General features: G+C 69.8%; 22 protein-coding genes and 6 pseudogenes. 9 read left to right on the top strand and 19 right to left on the bottom strand.

Translation table 11 applies throughout. The features are described from left to right. Positions 1–3 precede the first annotated feature (3 nt). Positions 4–93, bottom strand: a complete 90-nt coding sequence (gene kdpF, locus OG758_RS10795) for a K(+)-transporting ATPase subunit F (RefSeq protein ID WP_037659531.1) — start codon at positions 91–93, stop codon at positions 4–6. 271 nt (positions 94–364) lie between these two features. Continuing rightward, positions 365–754 (bottom strand): annotated as a pseudogene (locus OG758_RS10800) (amino acid permease); the annotation flags it as partial. Between the two features lie 260 nt (positions 755–1014). Between OG758_RS10800 and OG758_RS10805 the strand changes: the two are divergent. After that, positions 1015–1572 carry a hypothetical protein gene (locus OG758_RS10805; protein WP_326709787.1) on the top strand — a complete coding sequence of 186 codons (558 nt, stop codon included), beginning with the start codon at positions 1015–1017 and terminating at the stop codon, positions 1570–1572. Between the two features lie 87 nt (positions 1573–1659). Here OG758_RS10805 and OG758_RS10810 read toward each other — a convergent pair whose 3' ends face one another. The 4 genes and pseudogenes from OG758_RS10810 to OG758_RS10825 all read right to left on the bottom strand — a co-directional run bounded on the left by OG758_RS10810 (position 1660) and on the right by OG758_RS10825 (position 7106). Next, a complete protein-coding gene (locus OG758_RS10810; protein WP_326709788.1) occupies positions 1660–3225 on the bottom strand; it encodes a potassium channel family protein in 1566 nt (521 codons plus the stop codon). Between the two features lie 89 nt (positions 3226–3314). Beyond that, positions 3315–3536, bottom strand: a pseudogene (locus OG758_RS10815) (NAD-binding protein); the annotation flags it as partial. A 188-nt stretch (positions 3537–3724) separates the two neighbouring features. Beyond that, a complete protein-coding gene (locus OG758_RS10820; protein ID WP_326709789.1) occupies positions 3725–4546 on the bottom strand; it encodes a DUF4118 domain-containing protein in 822 nt (273 codons plus the stop codon). Then, positions 4536–7106 (bottom strand): ATP-binding protein, encoded by a 2571-nt coding sequence (locus tag OG758_RS10825; protein ID WP_442810288.1) that lies wholly within the window; start codon positions 7104–7106, stop codon positions 4536–4538. The genes OG758_RS10820 and OG758_RS10825 overlap by 11 nt, the downstream gene beginning before the upstream one ends. 285 nt (positions 7107–7391) lie before the next feature. Between OG758_RS10825 and OG758_RS10830 the strand changes: the two genes are divergently transcribed. After that, positions 7392–7919 carry an SDR family NAD(P)-dependent oxidoreductase gene (locus OG758_RS10830; RefSeq protein WP_326709791.1) on the top strand — a complete coding sequence of 176 codons (528 nt, stop codon included), beginning with the start codon at positions 7392–7394 and terminating at the stop codon, positions 7917–7919. On the opposite strand, the gene kdpF (OG758_RS10835) is transcribed toward OG758_RS10830, so the two are convergent. The 3 genes from kdpF (OG758_RS10835) to OG758_RS10845 all read right to left on the bottom strand — a co-directional run bounded on the left by kdpF (OG758_RS10835) (position 7900) and on the right by OG758_RS10845 (position 9860). Further along, positions 7900–7989 carry a K(+)-transporting ATPase subunit F gene (kdpF, locus tag OG758_RS10835; protein ID WP_326709792.1) on the bottom strand — a complete coding sequence of 30 codons (90 nt, stop codon included), beginning with the start codon at positions 7987–7989 and terminating at the stop codon, positions 7900–7902. The genes OG758_RS10830 and kdpF (OG758_RS10835) overlap by 20 nt on opposite strands. Positions 7990–8104: 115 nt before the next feature. Further along, the gene (lysA, locus tag OG758_RS10840) at positions 8105–9445 is read right to left on the bottom strand and encodes a diaminopimelate decarboxylase (RefSeq protein ID WP_326709793.1); all 1341 of its coding nucleotides are present in this window, start codon (positions 9443–9445) and stop codon (positions 8105–8107) included. A 13-nt stretch (positions 9446–9458) separates the two neighbouring features. Then, positions 9459–9860 carry an SAV_915 family protein gene (locus OG758_RS10845; protein ID WP_326709794.1) on the bottom strand — a complete coding sequence of 134 codons (402 nt, stop codon included), beginning with the start codon at positions 9858–9860 and terminating at the stop codon, positions 9459–9461. Between the two features lie 367 nt (positions 9861–10227). Here OG758_RS10845 and OG758_RS10850 point away from each other — a divergent pair, with 367 nt between their 5' ends. From OG758_RS10850 to OG758_RS10865, 4 genes and pseudogenes are all read left to right on the top strand, one after another. Beyond that, on the top strand, positions 10228–10584 hold the full coding sequence (locus OG758_RS10850) for a universal stress protein (RefSeq protein ID WP_326709795.1): 357 nt from the start codon (positions 10228–10230) through the stop codon (positions 10582–10584). Then, positions 10584–10628, top strand: a pseudogene (locus tag OG758_RS10855) (hypothetical protein); the annotation flags it as partial. The gene OG758_RS10850 and the pseudogene OG758_RS10855, both read left to right, overlap by 1 nt. A 6-nt stretch (positions 10629–10634) precedes the next feature. After that, positions 10635–10793, top strand: a complete 159-nt coding sequence (locus OG758_RS10860) for a hypothetical protein (protein ID WP_326716295.1) — start codon at positions 10635–10637, stop codon at positions 10791–10793. A 674-nt stretch (positions 10794–11467) separates the two neighbouring features. Then, positions 11468–13438 (top strand): potassium transporter Kup, encoded by a 1971-nt coding sequence (locus OG758_RS10865; RefSeq protein WP_326709796.1) that lies wholly within the window; start codon positions 11468–11470, stop codon positions 13436–13438. Here the strand turns inward: OG758_RS10865 and OG758_RS10870 are convergent. Further along, positions 13421–13792: a hypothetical protein gene (locus OG758_RS10870; RefSeq protein WP_326709797.1), complete on the bottom strand. Its 372-nt coding sequence runs from the start codon at positions 13790–13792 to the stop codon at positions 13421–13423. The two genes, OG758_RS10865 and OG758_RS10870, sit on opposite strands and share 18 nt — an antisense overlap. 320 nt (positions 13793–14112) lie before the next feature. Here OG758_RS10870 and OG758_RS10875 point away from each other — a divergent pair. Continuing rightward, a pseudogene (locus OG758_RS10875) lies at positions 14113–14297 on the top strand (transposase); the annotation flags it as partial. 1 nt (position 14298) lies between these two features. Here OG758_RS10875 and OG758_RS10880 read toward each other — a convergent pair. Both OG758_RS10880 and OG758_RS10885 read right to left on the bottom strand, forming a co-directional pair. Further along, a complete protein-coding gene (locus OG758_RS10880; protein WP_326709798.1) occupies positions 14299–15435 on the bottom strand; it encodes an LCP family protein in 1137 nt (378 codons plus the stop codon). Positions 15436–15519: 84 nt separating this feature from the next. After that, entirely contained in the window at positions 15520–16032 is a 513-nt protein-coding gene (locus tag OG758_RS10885; RefSeq protein ID WP_326709799.1) for a transglycosylase SLT domain-containing protein, read from the bottom strand. Between the two features lie 364 nt (positions 16033–16396). On the opposite strand from OG758_RS10885, the pseudogene OG758_RS10890 reads away from it, so the two are divergent. Continuing rightward, positions 16397–16885: pseudogene (locus OG758_RS10890) on the top strand (transposase); the annotation flags it as partial. Here OG758_RS10890 and OG758_RS48955 read toward each other — a convergent pair. Continuing rightward, positions 16875–17390 (bottom strand): SCO4402 family protein, encoded by a 516-nt coding sequence (locus OG758_RS48955; protein ID WP_409000223.1) that lies wholly within the window; start codon positions 17388–17390, stop codon positions 16875–16877. The pseudogene OG758_RS10890 and the gene OG758_RS48955 sit on opposite strands and share 11 nt — an antisense overlap. Positions 17391–17467: 77 nt before the next feature. Further along, positions 17468–18694, bottom strand: coding sequence for a PP2C family protein-serine/threonine phosphatase (locus OG758_RS10900; protein WP_326709800.1), 1227 nt, complete (start codon positions 18692–18694; stop codon positions 17468–17470). A gap of 297 nt (positions 18695–18991) precedes the next feature. Here OG758_RS10900 and OG758_RS10905 point away from each other — a divergent pair, with 297 nt between their 5' ends. Next, a complete protein-coding gene (locus tag OG758_RS10905) occupies positions 18992–19987 on the top strand; it encodes a zinc-binding dehydrogenase (RefSeq protein ID WP_326709801.1) in 996 nt (331 codons plus the stop codon). A 112-nt stretch (positions 19988–20099) separates the two neighbouring features. On the opposite strand, the pseudogene OG758_RS10910 reads toward OG758_RS10905, so the two are convergent. The 5 genes and pseudogenes from OG758_RS10910 to OG758_RS10930 form a co-directional block, all read right to left on the bottom strand. Then, positions 20100–20387 (bottom strand): annotated as a pseudogene (locus OG758_RS10910) (integrase); the annotation flags it as partial. A 409-nt stretch (positions 20388–20796) separates the two neighbouring features. Continuing rightward, entirely contained in the window at positions 20797–21480 is a 684-nt protein-coding gene (locus OG758_RS10915) for a 2'-5' RNA ligase family protein (protein WP_326709802.1), read from the bottom strand. A gap of 125 nt (positions 21481–21605) precedes the next feature. Beyond that, positions 21606–22964 (bottom strand): MmgE/PrpD family protein, encoded by a 1359-nt coding sequence (locus OG758_RS10920; protein WP_326709803.1) that lies wholly within the window; start codon positions 22962–22964, stop codon positions 21606–21608. Further along, entirely contained in the window at positions 22961–23857 is an 897-nt protein-coding gene (locus tag OG758_RS10925; RefSeq protein ID WP_326709804.1) for a polysaccharide deacetylase family protein, read from the bottom strand. Before OG758_RS10925 ends, OG758_RS10920 begins: the two co-directional genes overlap by 4 nt. Next, entirely contained in the window at positions 23854–24726 is an 873-nt protein-coding gene (locus tag OG758_RS10930; RefSeq protein WP_326709805.1) for a polysaccharide deacetylase family protein, read from the bottom strand. The genes OG758_RS10925 and OG758_RS10930 overlap by 4 nt, the downstream gene beginning before the upstream one ends. Positions 24727–24728: the final 2 nt, after the last annotated feature.

The following is a 24728-nucleotide window of genomic DNA, read 5'->3' on the forward strand; positions in this document are numbered from 1 at the left end:
TGCTCAGAACCTCTCCGGGAAGATCAGGGCGAGGACCAGATAGCCAAGGAGGGCGACGGCCACGATCAGGCCGACGATGTTTTCGGCAGTCACAGCTTCGTCACCCCCTTGGCGACGAGCGCCACCAGCGCGAACACCGCGATCGTGGTGACAACGAAGGCCAGGTCGGCCATCGCGAGCTCCTAGATGAGGTTCGGATTGAACGGACGATTAGAGGAAACCGCCTCGCTGGCCGAATTTGAGCGCCGTTGACGCCTCCCATACGGAGACGTGTACGCCTTTGACGGAACTCTTACGGTCGGCGCATCCATCTGCAGAACCAACCCTCCATCCGCGTGAATACTCCGTGGCCCACACCGGTGAGCCCGAGGCCGACCTCCGCGCGCTGAGCCCGGCGCACACGTGGGACGCGGAAGGACGGCACGGTGTCGGCGAGGGCCTCAACGCCGGTTAGGGCGCTGCACCCGGACGCGAAGGCCTTGAGCGGAAGCAGGGCGCCGACGGTAATGACCTTGTCCACGAGCGCGGAAGCTTGAACCGCAGCGGCCGCCGTGCTGACGGGCGGACCGGAAGAGACCGACGGCGATGAGCCCAGGATCGAGACGCCGAAGAAGGCCGTCGGCACGATGACGGCCCGCGCCGACTCGACGATGCCACGCAGGTTCACGCCCGTGATCAGCACGCGCACGGCGAGGCACATCCACAGCCTGTCGTCGTACGGCTCGGGAAAGGCCGAGGCCAGGGCGGCCACCCCGCCGCGGCGGCCAGCACCAAGGCGATCGCCTCCGGGCCTGACGCCACCGATGCCATCGCGTGCACATTCGCACCGGGGTTGCCCTCGGGTGCCACTTCACGCGCTGTCGAAACGCTGTCCGCTCTCGCGTGCAATATCACCCGCCCGCCTCCCCTCTCTGCGGCCCACACCCGGACCGGACGTCAAGGTCGAACACGGCAGTCATCAGAGCCGCGTCAAGGTACGGGGACTTTGCTCCCCGGAGTTCTACCGTCGGCGCTATGGAACGCCCCGACGACACTCGATACGACGCGGTCAGCAGCCACAAGCAGACCTCCTCCGGCGTGACGTACGACAGCCGCTGGCCAAAGGATCTGCGCAGCGCGATTCGGTGCTCGGCCGTGGTTCTCTGCCTTCTGCAGCTGATCGACTGGTGGGCCGGCAGTTTCACGGCCGCGCGGGCCACACTGTGGGTCGCTCTCGGGGTGCTGCTGTTCGTGATCCTCTACCCCGCCCGGGTCACCGCGGGCGAAGGCTGGCTGGCCTCACGCGGACTCGTGCGGGAGCGGCGGGTCCGCACCGACGCGTTGGTGTCGGCGCGCTGCCTGGGCGGCGTCTCCCAGCGCCTCCGCCTGCGGGACGCGTCGGGCGGACGGCTCGAGATCAACCCCCAGGTCCTCCACAGCAACCCGGAACTGTGGCACCGCTTCGCCAAGGACGCCAACGCAGCCGCCGCCCGCGGACACCTGACATGCGGAGCAACCGCCCTGCGGCGGATCTCCGCGCGGATCGACCGCGAGACGGCCCTGACGGTGTTCAAGGACTCCGGCCTGGACTGAGCCGTTCGCGCCCGTCACCGGAAGTCCCGCACGCTGGTCCAGCCCAGTGGCCGCAGCCACACCGACGTCGGCGAAACCGACCAGCTCTCAGCCCCGTCTGTCCGCCGGGTGCGGCTGTACCCCGGTCATGAGGATGTCCAGGCCGCGCCGCGTCGTCGCCAGCACCACGCGGTCGCCCGCACGCAGGACCTTCCCCTGCGAGGGGCGCCAGTCGAACCCGGGTTGGCGGAACCGGATCCCGGCGAGGGTGTCCATCGACGAATGAGCGGGCCTGTCTGCGGCAGATCCCACGGCCAGCACCCGCCACTCGTGCTCCCGGAACGCCTCGTGGACCGAGCGTCCCTCGAGCTCGGGATGCCCCGCCACATCCACCACCGTGAACAACAGCGAGCCCCGCTCGACCGGCATCACCCCCAGCACGTGGCGGCCCATCATCGCGGCGGCGAAGGACGGTGCGGCGAGCGCGGAAACACTGCGGCTGCGGGTCGGGGCCTGGGGGTAGGAGGCGCGCAGGGTGCGCTGGACCGTGGCCGCGAAGTCGTCGTCGTACAGCCGCATCACCACGCGCACATTCGGGGTGGTCTCACGTGCGGCCATCACGATGTCGAGGTTCTCGCCGTCGTCCCGGGTGAGAACCAGCAGCGACCTGCTGTGCCGGATGCGCGCGCGGTCGAGGACACCCGGCGTTCCGGCGTCCTCAAGGACCAGCGGAACGTCGAGTTCACGGGCGAGGGCGACGCCGCGCGCGTGCGGATTCCGTTCGACGGCAACGACCTTGTGGTCGGTGGTGCGCAGCTGCGCCAGCACACGGGTACCGATCTTCCCTAGACCGACCACGACGATGTGGTCGGTGAGGTCGTCGGAGGGCGGAAGGCCGACGGATGCGCTGCGGAACGCCTCGGTGGCGTTCATGGTGGCGGCCACGACGAGGGGCAGGACAGCGAGCCCGACGAAGCCCGCGACCAGTTGCAGCACCCGGCGGGCCACCGCCTCGTCGGTGGCAGGGTCGCCCATGGCGAAGATGTCCAGCAGGGGAAGGTAGACGTTCTTCCACCAAGGGTGCTCGTGCGCGAACAACGCGGTGGCGACGGCGAGCGCGACGACGATCGCCGCCAGTACACCGAAGACGGCGATGACCTCGCGGGAGAGGAAGACCCGCCACGGCAGATGCGCGAGCCGCGCCCTCAGCCAGCCGCCGACGGGGCCGCCCCGCTCTCCGGCGGCCGGCTCGGGGGCGTGGTGGTGGGTGACCTCCTCGAGCATCAGCCGGCCGTGTGTGAACTGCCGGTGGTAGGCGGTGCGGGTGTCGGGCAGCAGCTGGGTGCCGTCCTCTCCCGGTGTCTCGGGGCTGTCGTCGCTCGCCGGATCGTCCTGGTGGGCGCCGGAGAGCACCGCGAGTGTGGCCAGATCGGTCGACCGGGGTGGCGATCCGGCGGGCCGCACGACTCCGCGGAAGACCTTGCCCTCGACCTGGAGGGTGTGGCCGTGGCCGACTGCGGCGGCGGCCACGAGCTCGGGCACGGCCGTGTCGGCGTCGGACAGAACCGTGGTCGACATGTCAGGCCGGGGATCGTCGTCGCCTCCGCCCATGACCTCGGCGGCTGCACGGTCCAGGAGGCGCTCGAGGTGGCGTCCGCGCTCGCGGTTGAACATGCGGATGACGAGGCGGATGGACGGGTTGAGGCCCGGGCCAGCAGCGCCGCGGTCATGTTGATCTGGTCGTCGGCGTAGGTCAGCGCGAGGGCTGCGGCCCGCTGCACGCCCGCTGCACGCAGGATCTGTTCGTCGGGGTGTGCCGCCACCAGGAGCTCGATGGACGAGTGCGGGTCGCGGTGCAGCGCGGCGATCTCGGCGCCGTGCTCGTCGCGTCGTGAGGGCAGTACGACGGTGACGGCCTCGCCGCACACGGCGTCCAGTTCGACGGCGAGCCGGTGCGCGAGCCCGTCGTCGCCACAGATCACCATGTGCTGGGAGCGGTGGCCAAGTTCCGTACGGAAATAGAGAGTTGACGTCACATCAGTCAAGAACGGCAGAGCAAAGGGGCCCGGTCCCGGATCACCGAGGGTTCAGCGTCAAGGTTCCGTATGCATACGTCCGCACTGCGGGGCGTACCAGGCGTCCCGCTGGCCGGCCGCCCCGGGCCTGCCGGGTGTCAGCCGTCCTTCAGCGGGCCCGCCGTGTCGAGGGCCGCGCCGGTCTGGTCGGCGAGGGTCACCGCCACGAGGCGGGCCTGGAGCGGCGGGACAGGACCCGGGCCGGGAGTGAGCATGAACCGGCCGAGGTAGTGGCCGTTGCCGTACGTGCGTAGTTCTGTCTCGCCCTTCGGCCAGCCTTTGCTGTCGACGTCCCAGCGCTTGCGGCTGACCACGACACTGCCGTCCGGCTGCAGGCGGGGCGGCTGTCCCATGAGGGTGCCGTATTCGAAGCGGCAGGCACGCAGGCCGAGCAGTTCGGTGAGCTGGTGGCGGACATGGTCGACCACGGTGTCCGAGGAATTCGCGGAGTGAGCGAGATCGGCCGTCTCGTGGATGCGAGCGAGGTACCCCGCGTCCGTCACGGTGATGACTTCGAGACGGCGGGCGCGTGCCGCGAGCTGGGACACGATCACGCCGACGACCAGAAGCAGGACCGCCGTTTCGATGTCGTCGGAAGCGTTGATGTCGAAGGTCCGGTAAGGCCGGGTGAGGAAGAAGTCGAACCAGGCGGCCGCCGACAACGCCGCGAGCGCGCCCGCCGCACGGCTGCCGATGGCGGCGATCGCGACGACGACCACGACCAGGATCAGCGCGGCGTTCGTCTGCGACAGGTCGGTACGGAAGGGCACGAGCGCGAGCGCCACCAGGAACGGTCCCGCGAGGCCCGCGAGCAGTGCGAGCCGGTCGCGGAGCCGGTAGCCGGTCATCATGCCGACACCTCTTGCGTTCGTTGCGGCGAGTGCGGGCCTGGGCCCTCGTACGCCGATGTCAGAGCTCATGTGCTCCTCCTACGCTCTGCGTACCGCTGGGGTGCTCCGCCCGCTCGGCGAAGGGCAGGGACAGCACCATGGTCAGGCCCCCGCCGGGAGTGTCCTCCGGGACGAGGGTGCCGTCCATCGCCTCGGCCAGACCTCTGGATAGGGCCAGACCGAGGCCGAGTCCTGTGGTGTTGTCGGTGTCGCCGAGACGTTGGAAGGGTTCGAAGAGGCGGTCGCGGTCGGTAGGCGGGAGGCCGGGACCTCGGTCGACGACGCGCAGTTCGACGCGTCCCGCGTGGGCGCTGGCGGTCAGCAGCACCTTGCGGCCCGCGGGACTGTGGCGGGCTGCGTTGCCGGCGAGGTTGGCGACCACCCGCTCCAGCAACGGCGGGTCGGCCAGGACGGCCGGGACCTCGTCCAGGTCCCCCACCTCGACCTCGGGGGTGTCTGCCAGCGCCGTCGGCAGGACCTCGTCCAGCGTGGTGGGGCGCAGGTTCAGTGTGAGCGCCCCTGCCTGGAGGCGGCTGAGGTCGAGGAGGTTCTCGATCAGCCGGTTCAGTTTGGCCATGGATGCGTCGGCGGTGGCGAGGAGCTCGTCGCGGTCCGCGTCGGAGAACTCCACATCGCTGCTGCGCAGAGAGGAGACGGCGGCCCATCCGGCGGCGAGCGGGGTGCGCAGGTCGTGTCCGACCGCCCGCAGCAGCGCCGTACGCATTCGGTCGGCGGCCTTGACCGGCTCGACCTCGGCGGCGGCCTCGGCGAGCCTTGCCCGTTCGACGGCGGCGCCCACGTGTGCCGCGAAGGCGGCCAGCACGCGTCGCTCGGAGGACGGGAGGGGGCGGCCGCGAAGCACCAGGAAGGCGCCGGGTCCCGCGGGCACGACTGTTGCACCCTCCTCCCCCGGCGGCTCGTCCACCAGTTCCGCCGAGTCCATGCCGAAGGTCTCACGGGTGCGTTCCACCAGAGCGGGGATGGTCGCACCGCCGCGCACGATGGTGCCCGCGAGGGACGACATGGTCTCCGCCTCCGCGGTGGCGCGCGCCGAGCGCCGCGACAGGCGCAGGGAGCGGTCGACGACAGCAGCCACTATGGCGGCCACCACGACGAAGACGGCGAGCGCCAGCAACGCATTCGGATCGTTCAACGTGAAATGCCCTACGGGCGGGATGAACCAGTAGTTGAGCAGCAGGGACGCCGTCACCGACGCGATCACCGCCGACACGACCCCACCTATACAGGCCACCGCCACCACAGCGAGCAGGAAGAGCAGGGCCTCGCTGGTGAGGTTGAGTCTGTCCCTGGCCACATCCAGATCCAGCAGGAAGGTCAGCGCCACCGGCAGCAGCAGACCGGCGACCGGACCGGCGATCCTGCGGACGGTCGACAGAGTGCGGCGGCGGGAGGGCAGCAGCGTGCCACGCCCGGCGCGTTCGTGCGTGACCATGTGGACGTCGATGTCGCTGGAGAACTTGACCACCGTCTCGCCGGTGCCCCGTCCGGTGACGAACCGCTCCAGACGGTCACGGCGGCTGGTGCCCAGCACGAGCTGGGTGGCGTTCTCGGCGCGCGCGAACTCGACCAGGGCGGTGGCGACGTCGTCGCCGACCACGGAGTGGTAGCTGCCACCGAGGTCCTCGACGAGCCGCCGTTGCCGGGCCAGGGAGGCGTGCGAGGTGCCGGCGGCGAGTCCGTCGCTGCGCGTGATGTGCACGGCGAGCAGGTCACCGCCGGCCGACCGGTCGGCGATGCGGGCGGCCCGCCGGATGAGAGTGTCGCCCTCGGGCCCGCCTGTCAGAGCCACGACCACCCGCTCCCGGGTCTCCCACACGCCGCCGATACCGTGCTCGACGCGGTAGGTCTGCAGTGCCTCGTCGACTCGGTCGGCGACCCACAGCAGGGCGAGCTGGCGCAGGGCGGTCAGATTGCCGGGGCGGAAGTAGTTGGCGAGGGCCGCGTCGACCTTTTCGGGGGTGTAGATGTTGCCGTGCGCCATCCGGCGGCGCAGCCCCTCGGGCGGCATGTCCACCAGCTCGATCTGACGCGCCCGGCGGACGACCTCATCGGGGACCGTCTCGTGCTGCGGGACCCGGGTGATCTTCTCGACGACGTCGTTGAGGGATTCGAGATGCTGGATGTTGAGTGCGCTGATGACATCGATCCCTGCCGCGAGCAGCTCCTCGATGTCCTGCCAGCGCTTGGGGTTGCGGCCGGCACCTGGAACGTTGCTGTGGGCGAACTCGTCGACGATCGCGACCTTCGGACGCCGGGCGAGGACCGCGGCGAGGTCCATCTCGGTGAACTCGCCTCCGCGGTAGGTGCACGAGGTCCGATCGACCACTTCCAGGCCGTCGAGCATCGCCTCCGTGCCGGGGCGCCCGTGGCATTCCACGAACCCCACCACCACATCGGCACCGCGCGCCGCTCTGCGCCGCGCTTCGTCGAGCATGCGGTAGGTCTTGCCGACTCCCGGGGCGGCTCCGAGGTAGATCTTCAGGCGTCCGGGGCGTACGTGACCAGCGCCGGTCCGTGTCACACCCCCGCCAGTCCGTACGTCGCTCGTTTCGGTCCGTACGTCACTCATCGCAGCCGATGCGCTCCGCTCACTGGCGATCAACTCCCCGGTGGACTCCCCGGAAGGGTTACTTCTCTCTACCGAAGCGCTGTGAGAGTGAATGGGCGCGGCCCTTGACGCATCCTTGGCGCCGGTCACGTGGACATTGACACCACATTGACGAAACCTGGTCCGCCGGGGTGAGGGAGACATACCGGGAAGTCCGGTCGGCAGGGGGCCACAGGGGCACATTCTCAGGACCAAGGGGACGGCATACGCAGCGTAAGGACGGCGGAACAACACCCACTGATCACCATGCCTGACACCACCCCCTCGTCCCGTACCGTCCTCGTCACGGGCGCCACTTCCTGCATCGGCCTGGAGACCGCCCGGCAGCTCGGCGATCGCGGTACGACCGTGCTTCTGCACGGCCGCATCTCCGAGGAAGCCCGCGCCGCCGCCGACTGCCTCGTCACGACGGCCGGCATCGACGCAGACCGACTGTGCACCGTGGGCGCCGACTTCACCCGCCTGGACGAGGTCAAGACCATGGCGGCCCATGTCGTCGCCGAGCACCCACACCTGCCGGCCTCGTTGGCGGCCGACGTCCCGTGTTCATCGTTCATCGCGACGCCGATCTCGGTGACGAACATGACCGGATTGCGTGCCAGCGTTACGGGGTTGAGCTTGCGCAGCGCGGCAGGCAGGGCACGCCACAGCTGCTGCGGGTCGAGCAGACCGGCGCCGATCCGCCGGGTCGGAGTTCCCTCGGGCGGGTGCGCCGCGTCTGCGGGCTTCTCGCGTACGGGTGCGGGCGCGGCCATCAGAAGCGCTCCGGCTTGATCAGGGCCACCACCAGGTAGGCGAGCAGAGCGATCGCGACGATCAGCCCGACGACGCTCTCGGCCGTCACAGGGACCTCACAGTTTTCAGATGGCTTGTCGGACAGAGGGGTTGGACACCTCCGGGCGAGGCGGCCGGGCAAAGGTGCGCGTATCGCCCGGAGGTGGTTCGGTGGGCGGCGCGGGCTACAGACCCACGTCGCGGCTGCGGATGTCCTCCAGGGACTCGCGGCGCACGAGGAGGCGGGCGCGGCCGTCGCGTACGGCGGCCACCGGCGGGCGTCCGACCAGGTTGTAACCGGAGGCCATCGACAGGTGGTAGGCACCGGCGACGGGTACGGCGATCAGGTCGCCGGCGCCCACATCGTCGGGGAGTTGCACGTCGGCGGCGACCACGTCACCGGCCTCGCAGTGCCGTCCGACGACCGTCACCGGCGCGAGCGTCGTACTGCCGCGCCGGCCGACCATACGGGGCGCGTAGCACACCCCGTACAGGGCGGGCCTGGGGTTGTCGCTCATGCCGCCGTCGACGGCGACGAACGTGTGCCCTCCGGTGTGCTTGACGGACACGACGCGGTACAGCGCGATCCCGGCGGGTCCGGCGATGGCCCGGCCCGGTTCGATGATCAGGCGCGGCACGGTGAGACCGGCCGCCGCGCACGCCTCGGTCAGCTCGGCGCATACCTTGCGCGCCAGGCGGGTGAGGTCCATGGTCTGCTCTCCGGGGCGATAGGCGACGCCGTGACCACCGCCGAGGTCCAACTCCTCCAGGACTACACCGTGTTGTTCGCGCAGACGCGCCATCAGGCCCACCATGCGGCGCACCGCCGACAAGTACGGCTTGACGTCGGTGATCTGTGAGCCCAAGTGACAATGCAGACCTGTCAGTTCGAGCTGCGGCTGGTCGAGGATGCGGGAGATGGCGTGCTGCGCGTAACCGTCGGAGATGGACAGGCCGAACTTCTGGTCCTCGGTGCCGGTGCGGATCTTCTCGTGGCCGCCCGCGCTGATGCCGGGCACCACGCGGACCATCACCTTCTGGTGTCCGTCCGGGCCCACCGCCGCGGCGATCCGGGCGATCTCGGAGGGGCTGTCAATGACGATGCGGCCGACGCCGTACCACAGGGCCTTCTTCAGGTCGTGCGGTGTCTTGGCGTTGCCGTGCAGGACGATCTTGTCGGGTGGGAATCCTGCGGCGACCGCGAGTTCCAGTTCACCGGCGGAGCAGACGTCGAGGCCGAGGCCCTCCTCCTCCACCCAGTGGGCCATGGCCCGGCACAGGAACGCCTTGGCGGCGTAGTGGATCTCGGCCTCCGGGAAGGCGTCCCGGTAATTCTGGCAGCGGCGGCGGACCTCACTCTCGTCGAGGACGTACACCGGAGTGTCGAAGCGGGCCGCGATCTCGGCGAGGGCCACGCCGCCGACGGTCAGGTCACCGGGGCGGGGCTCGGCAGTGGAGGCCGGCCACACTGACAGCTCTTCGGCAGAGGCCGTGGCGGGGACGGCGGGTTCGTGAACGGTGGTCATGGTGGCGCCCTCCTCAGCCGATCCGGTGCGAAGGCGCCGAGACGGGCGCGGCGGTCCCGGTGACCCGGAGTGCGCCGACCGCCTGCGGGTCCCAGGTGCTGCGGCGCACGGCCCTCTTGCCGGAGGTGGGTGCCGGGGCGGTGAGCTGCGGGTCCACCGTGACGGTGGCTGCGCCGAGTGGCGCGGTCATGGCCCGCAGGGCGGGCTCGGCGAGCCGGATCCACGGCTGGTCGGTGCCGAGGGTGGCGGTCAGGGCGCGCTCGGAGGTGAAGCCGACCGCTGTGCGGTCACCGAGCGGCGTGCGGAACAGCCGGGCGACGTGCCCGAGCGGGCCCGGCCGGACGGGCACGTACAGGGGTCCGGCCGGGAACCGTTCAGAAGGTTCCGGGTCTTCGCCGTACAGAAGTTCTGCCATGGGATGTCTCCTGGAGGATCCGGGGTCGTACGCGATATCCCGAGGCGGTTCGCCTGGGACGTTCGCTTCAGTTCGAAGGTGATGGGGCCCAGGTCACGGGACGGGCGACCGGGGCTCGCCAAGGACGCTATGCCCGCCCACCCGGGCCCCCGGAACCGTCCTGACGGATTGCTGACGCGGAGAGCGGCAATGCTGACGCGTTGGTGATGGGCACCGCTTCAACAGTGGGACGGCGCCGTCAGAGGTGTGCCAAGAAGCGACGAAGGGGCTGTTCACGGGCTCCGGCTCGGGAGTGTGATGGTGCCGGTGTTGATGAGAACCGCCGACGGGCCTCCTCCTGCGGCGGCAGTTGACGGACGGTGAAGCAATGTCCGGTTCCGACGCGACCCCAGACGCGCGTGTCGCCCGTGTCGTGGTCGGGGTGAGCGGGTCTCCGGGAAGCCGCACGGCCCTGCGCCGCGCCGCGGCCGAAGCCCACCATCGGCAGGCCGAGCTCTGGGCGGTGCTGGCGTGGCAGTCACCCGGCGGCGAACTCCACGCTCGCCGGGCCTCGGCCGCGCCGCTCACGGACGAGGACTGGGAGAACCTCGCCCGCACCACGCTCGTCACGACGATCCGCGAAGTGCTCCCCGATGGCCCCGGCGTCCCCCTGCACGCCGTCCTGACCCGCGGCACCCCCGGCCGGGCACTGGCGGAGCCGCCGACCGTGAGGACGACCTCCTGATCGTCGGCGCCGGGCACCGCAGCCACCTCCACCGCGCACTGCACCCGTCGGTGAGCCGGTACTGCCTCGCCCATGCCCGCTGCCCGGTCCTCGCCGTCCCGCCGTCCCCACTGGAGGCCGACCTCGCGGCAGCACACCTCCGCAATGTGTGGCGGCTGCGCCTGGACACCCGGCACTTCACCAAGGAGGCGACACCGCCCGACGCCTGAGGGCGACCTCGGGAGAACGTCAGAGTTCGCGCGCGGGCCCCGCCGTTCCGAGGGCCGAACCGGTCTGAACGTCAGAAGTGACTGCGGCGAGGCGAGCCTGCAGCGAGGGCACGGAACCATCACCGGTAGTGAGCATGAGGCGGCAAAGGTGGTGTCCATTGCCCTGGGTGCACAGTTCGATCTTGCGGCCTGCCGCGTGGTCCGGCATCGGGCGGGCAGCCGTGGCTGCGATCCGCCTATGGCTCCGGCCGTGGTCCGCCGACACCACACCCTTCAGACACCTGAGGGATCGGCGTGATTCGGGTTTCGGCGAAGCGGCAGCAGCTGGCTGAGGGCAATCAGGAGCAGCCCAGCGAACAGCAGGGCGTTTCCAGTCAACTTGACCCGGCCCTAGAGGACCGGGTCTCGATTGATCGCGCCGATGCTCTGACCGGCGCCACCCAACCTCACCTGTGCCACGCCCCACCCCCTCCTCGATCGGGAGGACTTCGGCCTGCAACGCCTCAGATACGACGCGGCCATGTCGCGACGTGCTCCCTGCCGGCCCCGGATTCGCGCCGGCGACGGTCACCGAGGCGAAGTGGCGCCCCTACCGACGATTGCGCCATGGGATCGGTATCGTCCGCCCCGACGCCCCGGTCCGCGGCTCAGCGGCCCGCACGAGGAGGAGCACCATGGCCGATCGCCGACAGGAACCCGCGTCGGATGACGGATCCCCATCGGGGACACTGAGCGCGCGTCGGGCGAGCGCGCGCGACACGGTGCGCCTCGCGGTGGTCATCGGTGCTCTGGGTGTGGTCTTCGGCGACATCGGGACCAGCCCGATCTACACGCTTCAAACGGTGTTCAACCCCGACGACCCGCACCCCGTCCCGGTCAGCACGGACAACGTCTACGGGGTGGTGTCACTGGTGTTCTGGTCGGTGATGATCATCGTCACGATCACCTACGTGCTGCTCGCGATGCGCGCCGACAACGACGGCGAGGGCGGCATCATGGCGCTCATCACCCTGCTGCGACGGTTGAGTTCACAGCGCGGGCGCCGGGCCGCCGCCATCCTGGCCGCCCTCGGCATCTTCGGCGCGTCCCTCTTCTTCGGCGACAGCATGATCACCCCGGCGATCTCGGTACTGTCCGCGGTCGAAGGACTCAAGGTCGTCGAGCCGTCCCTGGAGGACGCGGTCGTACCCATCACCGCGGTGATCATCGTCATCCTGTTCCTGGTGCAGCGCAGGGGAACCGCGGCCGTGGGCCGGGTGTTCGGGCCGGTCATGATCGCCTGGTTCGTGGCCATCGGTGCGTGCGGCGTCGTCGGCATCGCCGACCACCCGGACATTCTCAAGGCCCTGTCACCGACGTACGCGTTGGGCTTCCTGTTCGGCCACTGGGGTACGGCCTTCTTCGCCCTGGCGGCGATCGTGCTCTCGGTCACCGGCGCCGAGGCGCTCTACGCCGACATGGGTCACTTCGGCCGCCGGGCGATCACCCGAGGCTGGCTGTTCCTCGTACTGCCCGCCTGCGTCCTGAGCTACCTGGGCCAGGGCGCGCTGATCCTCGACGATCCGGCCAACATCAGCAGCCCGTTCTTCCTGCTCGTGCCCGGCTGGGGACGCTGGCCGATGGTCCTACTGGCGACGGCGGCGACCGTGATCGCCTCCCAGGCAGTGATCACCGGCGCGTACTCGGTCGCCTCCCAGGCGGCCCAGCTGGGCTACCTGCCGAGGCTGCGCATCGCCCACACTTCCGAATCCACCATCGGTCAGATCTACGTCCCCTGGATCAACTGGCTCCTGATGGTCTCGGTCCTCACCCTGGTCTTCGCCTTCCGCAGCTCCGCGGCGCTGGCCTACGCGTTCGGCATGGCGGTCACCGGCACCATCACCATCACCACCCTGCTCTTCTTCTACATCGCCCGCGCCAAGTGGGGCACACCCCGGTGGCTGCTCGGCATCGGCGCGGGCGTGCTCCTCTTCGTGGACCTGCTGTTCGTGGCGGCCAACATGACCAAGCTCGTCCACGGCGCGTGGCTGCCGCTGCTGATCGGCCTCACGGCGTTCACCGTCATGACGACCTGGCAGCGGGGCCGCGCGCTGGTCACCGAGGAACGAGCCCGCGCCGAGGGGCCGTTGCCCGAGTTCGTCGACGACCTCCGCAGCGGCAAGGCTTCCACGCTCCAGGTCCCCGGCACGGCCGTCTTCCTGAACCGGGGCAAGGAGACCACGCCGCTGGCCATGCGGGCCAACGTCGTGCACAACCATGTCCGGCACGAGCAGGTCGTGATCCTCGCCCTGCAGACCGAGCCGGTGCCCCGTGTCCCGGCCGACCAGCGGGTCGTCGTGGACGACCTCGGCTACGCCGACGACGGGATCGTCCACGTCACCGCCCGGTTCGGCTACATGGAGACACCGGACGTGCCCGGTCTACTGGCCACGCTCGACCCGGCCGAAACCGAAGGGCCGTTGCAGCTCGGCCAGGCGTCCTACTTCCTGTCGAAGATCGAGCTCCGGCGCGGGAAGGCACCGACGATGGCGCCGTGGCGCAAGCGGCTGTTCATCGCCACCTCCTACATCACGTCCGACGCCGCCGAGCACTTCAGCCTGCCCCGCGACCGCACGGTCATCATGGGCTCACAGATCGAGGTGTAGGCGCGCACCGCGGGAAGCCGGGCCCGTTCGGCCTGCATGGACGGCCAGTTGCAGCGAGGGGTACTCGTCCAGCACGGTGCGCAGGCGGCGCTGACCGAAGATGAGCATCCGGTCGGTGACCTCCGAGCGGACGGTGTGCACGAACTGCTCCGCGTACACATTCGCTTGCGGACAGCGCGGAGGGATCTTCACGACTTGGATGTCCTGGCTGGCGAGGACCGCGCCGAACGACCTGCTGAACTGGCCGGCCCGGTCGCGTACGAGGAAGGTGAACTCGGATGCTCGGTGGTCGAGTTTCATCAGGAGACTGCGGGCCTGCTGCGTGGTCCAGGGTACGTCCGTATGGCTGGTCACTCCGAGGATATGCACGTACCTGGTGCCGACCTCCATTGCGAGAACACGTACAGCCGCCGCAGGGTGACCGCGCAGTCGATGTGACATGAACGAGGCCCACGCCCGACAGGTCCTGGCCGCCTACGAACGCCGCTGCAACAAGCACCGCCCCCACCGGGCCCGCAACCAACTACCGCCAGGCGCGCCGACCAACAGCCCATCGCCGTTCACGCACTCGAAGGCCGCAGACTCCTGCGCACCCGCGTCCTTGGCAGCGTCATTAACGAGTACCGCTATGCCGCTTGACCTGCAGCGACGACTTTCCGAGCCCCCCACGGTCGCCGGTCACGTCGCTGGCCGAGCTGACGCTGACAGCCGAGCACCGGCGCGGGCACGGAGCGATGTACATGGCTGGCTGGAGCCGCGCCGTCTGCGGCGGCTGCTTGCCTCCACTCCGCTGCCGAGGGCGGCCGACGGGCGAATCGTCCTCGCGGTCGATGTGAGCAACTGGCTGCGGCCCGATGCCCCTAGGTGTCGGTGGACACGGGTGAGTCGGTGCGTGCGGCGACCGAGTTGGCGGTCGCGGATTTGGGGATCGGGCGGTCGTGGCGCAGGGCTTGCCAGACCTGGTGGGATGGCTTGGTCAGTGGCAGGACGCGGCCGGTGTCCTGGGTGTCGTAGCGGACGGGCAGCGTGATCATGTTCATGTGGTCGGGGCTGATGCCCTTGAGGTCCTTGGCCAGGCCGAGCAGTTTGTCCGCGGACGCGAGATTGGAGTCGGCGCTCACGGTCTTGGTCGCGGTGTCGGCGAGCGCGTAGGCCCGGGCGGGGTTGCTGACCACGCCGATCGACTCGGCGCGGTGGATCAGTGCCTTGATGAACGTCTGCTGGAGCTGGATGCGGCCCAGGTCGCTGCCGTCGCCGACGCCGTGCCTGGTGCGCACGAGCGCCAGAGCCTGTTCGCCCTTGAGGGTGTGCTTGCCGGCGGTCAGGGAGAGGTGGCTGCTGGTGTCCTTGATGGCCCGGTGGGTGGTGACGTCGACACCGCCGAGCTCGTCGACGAACTTCTCGAAGCCCTTGAAGTCGACCTCGAGGTAGTGGTCCATGCGCACGCCCGACATTTTTTCCACCGTCTTCACGGTGCAGGCGGGGCCGCCCACCTGGTAGGCCGCGTTGAACATCGCCTGGTGCTCGCCCGGCGCTGTGCCGCCCGACGGCTTCGCGCACTGCGGCCGGTCGACCATCGTGTCGCGGGGGATGCTGACGACGGAGGCCATTTTGTGGCTCTTGTCGACGTGCAGCACCATCGCCGTGTCCGAGCGGGCGCCGGTGACGCCACGGCCGTATCGGCCGTGTGTGCCGGCGCGTGAGTCGGAGCCGAGGAGGAGGATGTTCATCGCCCCGTCGTGGCCCGCGCCCGGGCGGTTCTTGCCCAGTACGGCGTTGATGTCCGTGCCCTTGAGGTTCCCGTTCAGGTGCGACCACGCGTAGGCCGCACCGCCTGCGCCGACGAGGACGGCGCCGAGTGCGGTGTATGTGATGACGCGCAGTCGTTTCCTGCGTGACCTGCCGCGTGAGCGGTGCAGGTTCGCGGACCCGTAGCCGGGGTGGTCAAGGGCGTCGGCTGAGGGCGCGTGCCCTTCGTCTCCGCTGGTGTGCGGCATAGGGGCTGCCCTCCATATCGAGGGTGGAGATGTGCCGTGGTGGAGATGTGCCGTGGATCAGTCACGGCGTGCGGTTGCGGGGGCTCAGTACGCGGAGTTGACGTTGTCGATGGAGCCGTAGCGGTCGGCGGCGTAGTTGGCGGCCGCGGTGATGTTGGCGACCGGGTCCGTCAGGCTGTTGGAGGTGCCGGCGACGTGGTAGGCGTCGAAGGTCGGCTGGATGACCTGCAGCAGACCCTTGGACGGGGTGCCCTTGACCGCGTTGACGTCGTAGCCGTTCACGGCGTTCGGGTTGCCGGAGGACTCACGCATGATGTTGCGGTGCAGACCCTCGTAGGAGCCGGGGATGCCCTTGGCCTTCATGATCGACAGGGCCTCGTTGATCCACGCGTCGACATTGCCTCCGCCGGTGCCCTTCTGGGCCGACACCGCGGACGCGGCCTTCGGCGCCGCGGCGGGCTCGGCGGCCTGCGCGGGAGACGGGGCGAACGTCAGCGCTGCGCCCGCGAGACCGGCGGCGGCCAGGACCGTGACGGTGGCGCGCTTGAAGCGGGTGGTGGGGCGGGCGGCAGCGGCGATCGGGGTGGAGAAGGTCATACGGGAGTACCTCTTCATGTTCGGGGACATCGTGTGGCGCCGGCCGGTGTGGTGGCGCCTGGAGCGGAATGGGGATCCGCGTCCTGACCCGGGGGTGTGGAGCGAGCCGCTTCGCTCGTGCTCCGACCCGCTCTCCGGGACGACAGCCATAGTTAGCGATGGCCGAGAGGGGGCGCAAGGATGTGACGTACTACCCCACTACGGAGGAATGTCCGAAATGAACCGATGTGGTGCCTTCTATGCACCGCCGAGCGGCCCCACCGGCTACTACCACCGCTAGTATGTGATCTGGCTCCTATGGGGTGCTTCACAGGCCCGACCCCCTCCGCGTTACCCACGTCACGCATCCAGCCCGGTCCGCGACGCGGTCAACCATGGCCGGCTGGAGCCGCGCCGTCTGCGGCGGCCGCTTGCCTCCACTCCGCTGCCGAGGGCGGCCGACGGGCGAACCGTCCTCGCGGTCGATGTGAGCAACTGGCTGCGACCCGACGCCCCCACCAGCCCGGACCTGCTGTTCTGCCACTTCTACGGGCGAGGCCGCAGCGCGGATCAGTTCATCCCCGGCCGGCCCTACTCCTTCGTTGCCGCCATGGAAGCGGGACGCACATCGTGGACCGCCGTGCTGGACGCCGTCCGTCTGGGCCCGGCCGACGACGCCACCGCGGTGACCGCCGCCCAGCTCCGCGACGTCGCCGTCCGGCTCGTGCGGGCCGGGCAGTGGCGGCCCGGCGACGCGGACATCCTCGTCGTCATGGACACCGGCTACGACGTGACCCGCCTTGCCCACGTCCTGGCCGACCTGCCCGTCGAGGAACCCGGAACGGTTCAGTTCTCCCAGGTCGTTATCGGACCATTACTTGAGCGAGTCGTCCGGCGACGGCTACGACCACGGGCCACGAGGCTGCCTGGAGGTACTCCGCATCGGTGTCGTTGGGCGCCTCGTTCGCGGCCGCGTTGAGCGCTGCACCAAGCTCCCGCATGAGGGCGACCTCCTCCTCTGTTCGCAGACTTGTGCCGAGGTAGCGCTCGGGTTCGTCGGCGTCGCAGAAGTCGTCGAAGAGCGTGTGGAAGATGTGGTCCAGGTTCTCGAACGTGGACGGGTCAAGCCACACATCCCGTTGCCGAGCCCGCTCCTGCTGCTGCCGCCGACTGGTGCGACAACCGGACTGAGATGCTGGTGTACGCCTCCGTCCAGCGTCGTTGATGTCAGCCGTGGATGTCAGAGGCCTGCTGATCCGCTCTGCGCGTAACGGATGCTTTGGGTCATTCCGGTTGCTCGGGAGAGGTTGAGGGGCGCTGACGGCCAGGGCGGCTCCACCATCGGGCCGTTTAGCCCCGACGCGGTCGAGGACGGGCATCAACTGCGGGCGCCGACGGTGGAGCCGCTCTGGCCATCCCCCCTCTCAGCCGCAGCCAGGGCATGACGCGTGGGCGCTCAGTCAAGGACCGCGAGGTGGTCGGCGGCGCCTCCGTGCCACTCGATCATGAAGAGGGTGGCGTCGTCGGTGGTGCGCCCGCTCCGTTCCCTCTTCAGCGTGTGGGAGAGCCGGCGCAGATCCGCCCTCAGCCCGAGCGACGGCTCATCCCTCAGGCGGTTCACGCAGCGGATGAGGCGTTCCTCGCCGAACTGCTCCCCGCCGTTGACGTGTTCCTCGATGATGCCGTCGGTGTAGCACAGCACCCGGTCGCCTTGCTGGAGTGTGTGCTCTCTGATCCGGGGCTCCTCACCGCCGAAGCCGACGGGCAGCGTCGTCGCGCTCTCCAGCTGCCTCACGACCCGGCCGTCGCGGATCAACAGAGGCGCGGGGTGGCCCGCGTTGACCAGTTCCATCTCACCGGTGGCGATGTTCACATGCATCAGTTGCGCCGTGACGAAGTGGTCGGGCCCGAACTGCCGAGAGATGGCATCGTCCATGAGCGCGTACTTCTCGGCCAGGCTGACAAAGACGCGCCGGGCATGACGGTAGGCGCCGATGGCCACGGTCGCCATCGTGGCGGCGTCCAGGCCGTGGCCCATCGCGTCGATCACGGCCGCGTGCAGGATGTTGTCGTTGAGGGCGTAGTCGAAGCTGTCGCCGGCGACACGGTAGGCGGGCTCCAGGATGCCGGCCACCTCGACCTGCGGCACGGACATCGACGTCGGAGGCAGCAGGCTCCATTGGATCTCCGCGGACACGCTCATCGGCTCACGGCGCCGGGCCTGGAAGAACTGGTCGGTGTAGGCGCCCTTGGTGACCAGCATGTCGGCCACCAGGCCGGATAGCCGACTCAGCAGCCGCCGGTCGTCGCGGCCGACGGCGTTCAAGGTGAGGGCCATCACGCCCACCGTGTCGCTGCCGTCCAGCAGCGGCAGGTACATCCGGACGCCCGAGGGGGTCTTCGGCACCTCGACGGCGTGCCCGCTCAGGAAAGCCCGGCCGGCGGGGGAATCGATGATCGACTCGGGCTGGCCGACGTGCAGCTTCTTGCCCGGCAGCGGCACCAGCACCTCCTGCGCGTAGTCCTGAAGCAGGATGGAGACGTCGCGACCTCCGATCCTGGCCACCTCCTCCGCGATCAGCGGGGCGATCAGCTGCGGCGGCAGCAGCCGCGCCCTGTCCAGCAGCACACCGAGCAGCCGCTCGCCAAAACCCTCCGACCGGTCCACGCTCTCCTCGCCCATGGCTGGTATGCCACCTCCTTCCCGCCACCGCCCCGGTCACCGTCTTCGTACAACGTGACCGCGAACGCCCGCCCGATCGGCTCATTACGCCAAGCGCGGCATGTCGGCCCACGTCGTCGGCGGTCCGCGGTTCACGCCCACCACTCACCCCAGCTCCCATCCCGTCCGCCGTCGACCCACACACCGTGGAGCGGGCCTGATTCAGGGCGTCAAGGTGGAGCGCGCCACTGTACGAACGACTGTGAGGCCGGAATGCTGAGAGCTACTGAGGCTCTGAGCAACGGCACAATGGCAGGCATGGACGTGAGCGACGACGCGACAATGCGGGCCGTGGTATTGAGCGGCCCGGGCCCGGTAGAGAATCTTGACGTCAGGCGGCTGCCGCTGCCCGAGCCGGCGCCCGGCTGGGTGCGCGTCCGAGTTGAGGCGGCCGGGCTGAACCGCTCCGAGTTGCACACCCGGCTCGGTTTCGCCGAGGGGGTGACCTTCCCGCGGGTCCCTGGCATCGAGGCCACCGGCACCGTTGACCTGGACCCGGAGGGCGTGCTGGCGCCGGGGCAGCAGGTCGTGGCCATGATGGGCGGGATGGGCCGGACCTTCGACGGCGGATACGCCGAGTACACAGTGGTGCCGCGCGCGCAGGTCGTCCCGTTCCGCTCCGCGCTGCCGTGGGAAACGCTCGGCGCGGTGCCGGAGACGCTGCAGACCGCCTACGGATCGGTGACGACCGGTCTGGACCTGCGGTCCGGCCAGTCGCTGCTGATCCGCGGCGGCACGTCCGCACTCGGGTTCGCCGTCACGGCCCTTGCGAAGGAACTGGGCGTCACCGTTCTCGCTACGACCCGCAGCCCCGAGCGGCTCGCGGCACTGAAGGACCACGGCGTCGACCACCCGCTCGTCGACGACGGCGCGGTCGCCGACCAGGTGCGTGCGCTCATTCCGGCCGGCGTCGATGCGGCACTGGAGCTGGTCGGCACGCCGACCCTGCCGGACACGCTGCGGGCGGCCCGCGTCCACGGCACGGTCTGCTTCACCGGCATGCTCTCCAACCAGTGGATCGTGCGGGACTTCTACCCCATCGGCTACCTGCCCACGGGCGTCCGCCTCACCGCCTACTCCGGCGACGCGGCCGACCTGCCGGCCGAGGTGCTGCAGCGGTTCCTGGACCGGATGGCAGCAGGAGAGCTCAGCCTCGGCCCCGTTCAGGTGTACCCGCTGGAGCGGGCGCGGGACGCCCACCGGGACCTGGAGGAGGGCCGCCGGGTCGGCAAGCTCGTGCTGCGCACCCGCTGAGGCGGCGCCAGGGCCGGGTCGCCTCCTGATACACGGCCACGGCGTGGCCACGGTTGGGTAGATCCGCTCCTCTCCCAGCGTCACGGCCAGGCCTATGCAGAAGGTGGCTCTAGTTCCAGATCAAAGTGCGGTCGAGGAGTTCATGCCGGCAGGTCTGCATCCAACGCTCCATGAGGGAGTTCATCCACGGCATCCGGACACCGCTGGTGACGACCTTCAGCCCGGCGTCGGCCACCAAGGCATCGAAGGCAGCGGTGAACTTCGAGTCCCGGTCCCGGATCCGGAACTTGACGGTGCCGCCCGCGTCCTCCGAGTCCATGAGGAGATTGCGGCCGAACTGCACGATCCACTCCGCGGTCGGGTGTGCGGTGGCGCCCAGAACCCGGACGCGCCTCGTGGAGCATCTCCTGCTGCTGGTGCGCCCGGACACGCTTCTGCGCTGGCGCCGTGACCTGCTCAGCCGACGCCATGCTGCGACCTGCGCGCCAAGGCGTCGTGGGCGCGGGCCCATCGTCCGTTCGGTCCGCGCCCTGTTGGTGCGCCTGGCCCGCGAGAACAGCTCGTGGGGATATTGCCGGACCCCGTAAGTGGGACAGCCTTTAGGCGAGTTCGAGACGCTCTACGACGAGCACAGGCCACACCAGAGCCTTGCGAATGCCCGCCCCCTCCACTCTCTGCCCGCCCCGATCGAAGACCCGGACAGGATCGCCCATCTGAACATACGCCGACGAGCGCGGCTCGGCGGCACCCTCCGCGAGTACCAATATGCGGCCTGACCAGCGTGGATGAGGTATTCGCCTAGCGCGTGATCATGGTCGATGGCTGAGGGAGACGGCGTCCAACGCCTCCATGACAATGCGGCTCCCGTTGAACCTGTAGACGACGAGCTCGACATGACGGCATTCGACCTGCCCGAGGGCGAGATCCCGGCGCTCACCCACCCAATCCACGACGGCCTGCGGATTGGTCAATGGACGCGTGAAATGCACCAGCGTCGAGTACCAGATGTTCCGGTCGAAGTCGGCCTCCAGCCAGCCGTCTTCGCCCAACGCGTCTTCGTAGGCGTCATACAGGCGCTCCATAGCGTCGCCCGACGGCTCGGCGCACAGCATGACGCAGCCTGGCGTCAGGGTCAGACCCGACAGAGTCATCCGAACGGGGCCGACTGCTGTCGCCGCCGTCCGCAGTGCCGCCATGTAGCGGGATACCCGTGCGTCGCCGTCCGGGACCGATACGCGGTGCTCTTCCAGCGCGCGAAGGGTGAAGTGCGAGGAGTCAGCAGTCCCGGTCGGCCAGTGTTCTTCCCCGGCAACGGTCATCGCCTCGCGGGTGATCTCCCCCATCCTGCGGGCGGTCGCGGCGTCAGGTCGCATGACGACGGACATGACCCAGCGATTCCCGCCGTCCACAGGCGGCACCTGGCACTGAACCGCACCTGCCAGCACCGCATCCCGGCCGCGTTCAAACAGGCCATCGAACCTCGTTGCGTACATGCCGAACGATCATGCCGCAGCTCACGTAGGGGCCACAACGCACACGGACGGCTTGGCTGCCCTGCTTCAGTGAGGTCTTCTCGCTGAAGGCCACCTGTCATCCTCTGAGCCTGATTCGCGCGCCGTTACGCGCCTGCCAACAGCCCCGCGAACTCGCGCACATCGCCCGTCGCGGCCAGGCCGAACACGGCGTCCTCCAGCACCCGTGTCCGTTCCGGTGCGAGGACTCGCCCGGCCAGTGAACGGAACTTCTCGCGGACGGCCGGTTCGGTGAGCGGGTTCCCCGGCGAGCCGCTGGCCTGGGTGATCCGTCGCGCCCAGCGTCGCCCGGCGGTACCGGTCACGGTGACGACCGGTTCCTCGGTGGCCGGCATCTCCTCGTCGACCTCGAGTGCGATCCGCTCCATGGCGGCGCGCAGCTCAGATCCGGTCCTGCACTCCTGCGCGTACGCGTCGAGTCCCGCATGCCCATGGGTGAGTACGGCGGCCACCGCGTAGGGAAGGCTCAGCTGCGCCGCGGCCAGCGTCGCGGTCGACCGGCCCCCGCACATGCCGTGCAGGAACGGGCTGAGGCGCACGTGGACGGAGGCGATGTCGGCCGCGTCCAGCCGCTGCTCGGCCATGATCGCGAGCAGCGCGTCGACGGACGAGTGGGTGCCGCGGCACGAGGCGTACGGCTTGAGAGAACTGCGCATGATCTTCCAGTTGCGGCCCAACTCCTCGGTCAGCGCAGCTGGTTCGGCCTCCTGGCCGGCGTAAGTGGTGAGCAGACCGCCCCAGGTGTCGTCGAGCAGCGCCGAAGGGCCCGTCATCCCGGCGGCCGCGAGGCGTGCCGCGAGCAGACCGCTCTCAGCGGCACGGCCCGCGTGCAGGCGTTTGGCCATGGTTCCGTCGCGGATGAAGGCCCACAGTCCCGCGCTGCCGCTGGAGGCCAGGCCGAGTGCCGCCTGCGCCTCTCGGGCGGGGAGGCCGAGGACGTGTGCCGCCGCGGCTGCCGCACCGAAGGGACCGCAGGTTCCGGTGGAGTGCCAGCCGGCCCCGTTGTGCGCCTCGTAGCCGCCGAGTGCTTCGAGTATCCGGCGGCCCACGTCGTAGCCGAGGACGATCGCGGTGAGCAGGCGGGCGCCGTTCACCGGGGAGGTACTGGCGTCGGCAGCCGCGAGCGCGGCGGGTACGACGACCGCGCCCGAGTGGTCGCAGCCGCCGGTGTCGTCGACCTCGTAGGCGTGGCTGGAGATGCCGTTCACCAGAGCGGCCGCTCGGGGGGTGAGCCGCTCTCCCGTCCCCCACGCCGGGCAGTCGCCCCGCTCGTCACCGAGACCCGACAGTGCGATCCGGGTCTCCTCGCTGTGCGCCCCGGCGAGCCCGGCGCCCAGCGTGTCCAGGAGGTGAACGGTCGCCTTGCGCACGACGGCGTCCGGCAGATCTTCGTACGTGGTGTCGGCAATCAGGTCCGCGAGATGGTGCAACGGCGCGGCGGTCATGCGGTGCCCTCCCGGTCCGCCGTCAGCCGTGCGAACAGGTCGGCCGGGTGTCCGGGGTCGTTGGCCGGGTGCTGCGCTCGCCACCGGTCGGCGATCTGCGATCCGGTCGCGAGCCAGACGTCCGGGTGGCCTTGGATGTGGGTGATGAGCTCCCGGACGAGTCCGATCCTGCCCGGCGTGCCCGTCACCTCGGGGTGCAGGCGCAGCACGTAGCAGAGCCCGAAGCGGTGGTACGCGGTGAACTCCTGGGTCCAGTTGCCGAGGACGTGTGCGTACGACGCGATGCGCGACTGACCTGTCGGGAAGGGCGGTTCGAGGTTGAAGAAGAAGTACTGGTGGTCCTCGAGTTCGTACTGGACCGGGATCTCGACGACCCCGTGCGTGCCGGGGTGGAGGTAGGGCAGGTCGTCGCCGGGCGAGGACGAGGACCAGTCGATGCCGAATCCGGCGAGCCGGCTGCCGAGACCCGGCTTCCACTCCCCCGCCGGGGTGCGGAATCCGCGCACGTTCGAGCCGGTCGCCTGGCGCAGCCGGTCGGCTCCGTCGCGGGCGGCGCGGGTCTGTTCGTCGAGCGTCAGGTCCTGGAAGTCCTCGTGATTGTCGCCGTGACAGGCGAGTTCGTGTCCGGCCGCGGCGATGCGTCGCACTGCCTCTGGGTGCCGCTCGGCGTTGCGTCCCGGCACGAACCACGTGGCGGGGACGGCGAGTTCGGCGAAGAGGCCGAGCAGCCGGTCGATGCCGCGGTCGGTTCCGTACCTGCCGACGGACAGGGTCTTGCCCCGGTCCGCGGTGGCGGGCGAGCCGCTGAGGATGGCGAGATCGGCGTCGTGGTCGACGCTGATCATGACGGCGGCGCGGGCGCCGTTCGGCCAACGGCCTCGGATGTCCTTCATGCGGCCGCCACCTGCGCTCCCTGCCCGCTCTCGATCCACCAGTCGGCCACGTCGTCACAGCGCGCGAACCAGACGTCGTCGTGTGCCCGCATGTGGGCGATCAGTTCCTCCAGGATCAGCAGCCGGCCCGGCCTGCCCGAGACCTTCGGGTGGAAGAGAGTGGTCAGGCAGAGCCCTTCGGCGCGGTATCCGTCGAACTCGCGCTTCCAGTTGTCGAGCGTCAACGCGTAACTGGCGATCCGGTCCTGGCCACTGGGGTAGTCGGGGTTGCGGTGGTAGGCGAGGAAGGCATAGTCGTCGAGGTCCCAGCGCGCCGGGATCTCCACCAGGTCGGTGGTGACGCCGTCGACGGTGTGCCGGTAGGGGCGGTCGTCGCCGCGCATCGAGCTCGAATAGCGGAACCCGTGGTCGCGCAGGATGCGCGGGGTCTCGGGGTGCCAGTCGCCGGACGGGGAGCGGAAGCCGGTGGCCTCGGTGCCCAGGACGTCGCGGAACACGCGCTGGCTGCGGGTGATGACGTCCGCCTGCTCGTCGGCCGTCAGGTCGTAGTAGCACTCGTGGCGGTAGCCGTGGTGGGCGACCTCGTGACCGCGCTCGACGATCTGACGGCAAGCCTGCGGCCAGTGCTCCACCACCCAGGCGGGAGTGAAGAACGTGGCAGGGACACCGCCGTCATCGAGAAGGTCGAGCAGGCGGGGCAGCGCCCGGTGCGGGCCGTAGCCGCCCAGGGCGAAGTAGCCGGGCCGGTCCCACAGGGAACCGTCGAGCATGGCTCCGCCTGTGGGGCCGTCCAGGTCGAAGGCGAGGGCGACCGCGCTGCGGCGCCCGTGCGGCCAGCGCGGCGGGCGCGGGTCTGCGGGGGTGTGCATGA

The sequence above is a fragment of the Streptomyces sp. NBC_01474 genome (assembly GCF_035918215.1).
Classification (GTDB): Bacteria; Actinomycetota; Actinomycetes; order Streptomycetales; family Streptomycetaceae; genus Streptomyces; species Streptomyces aureus.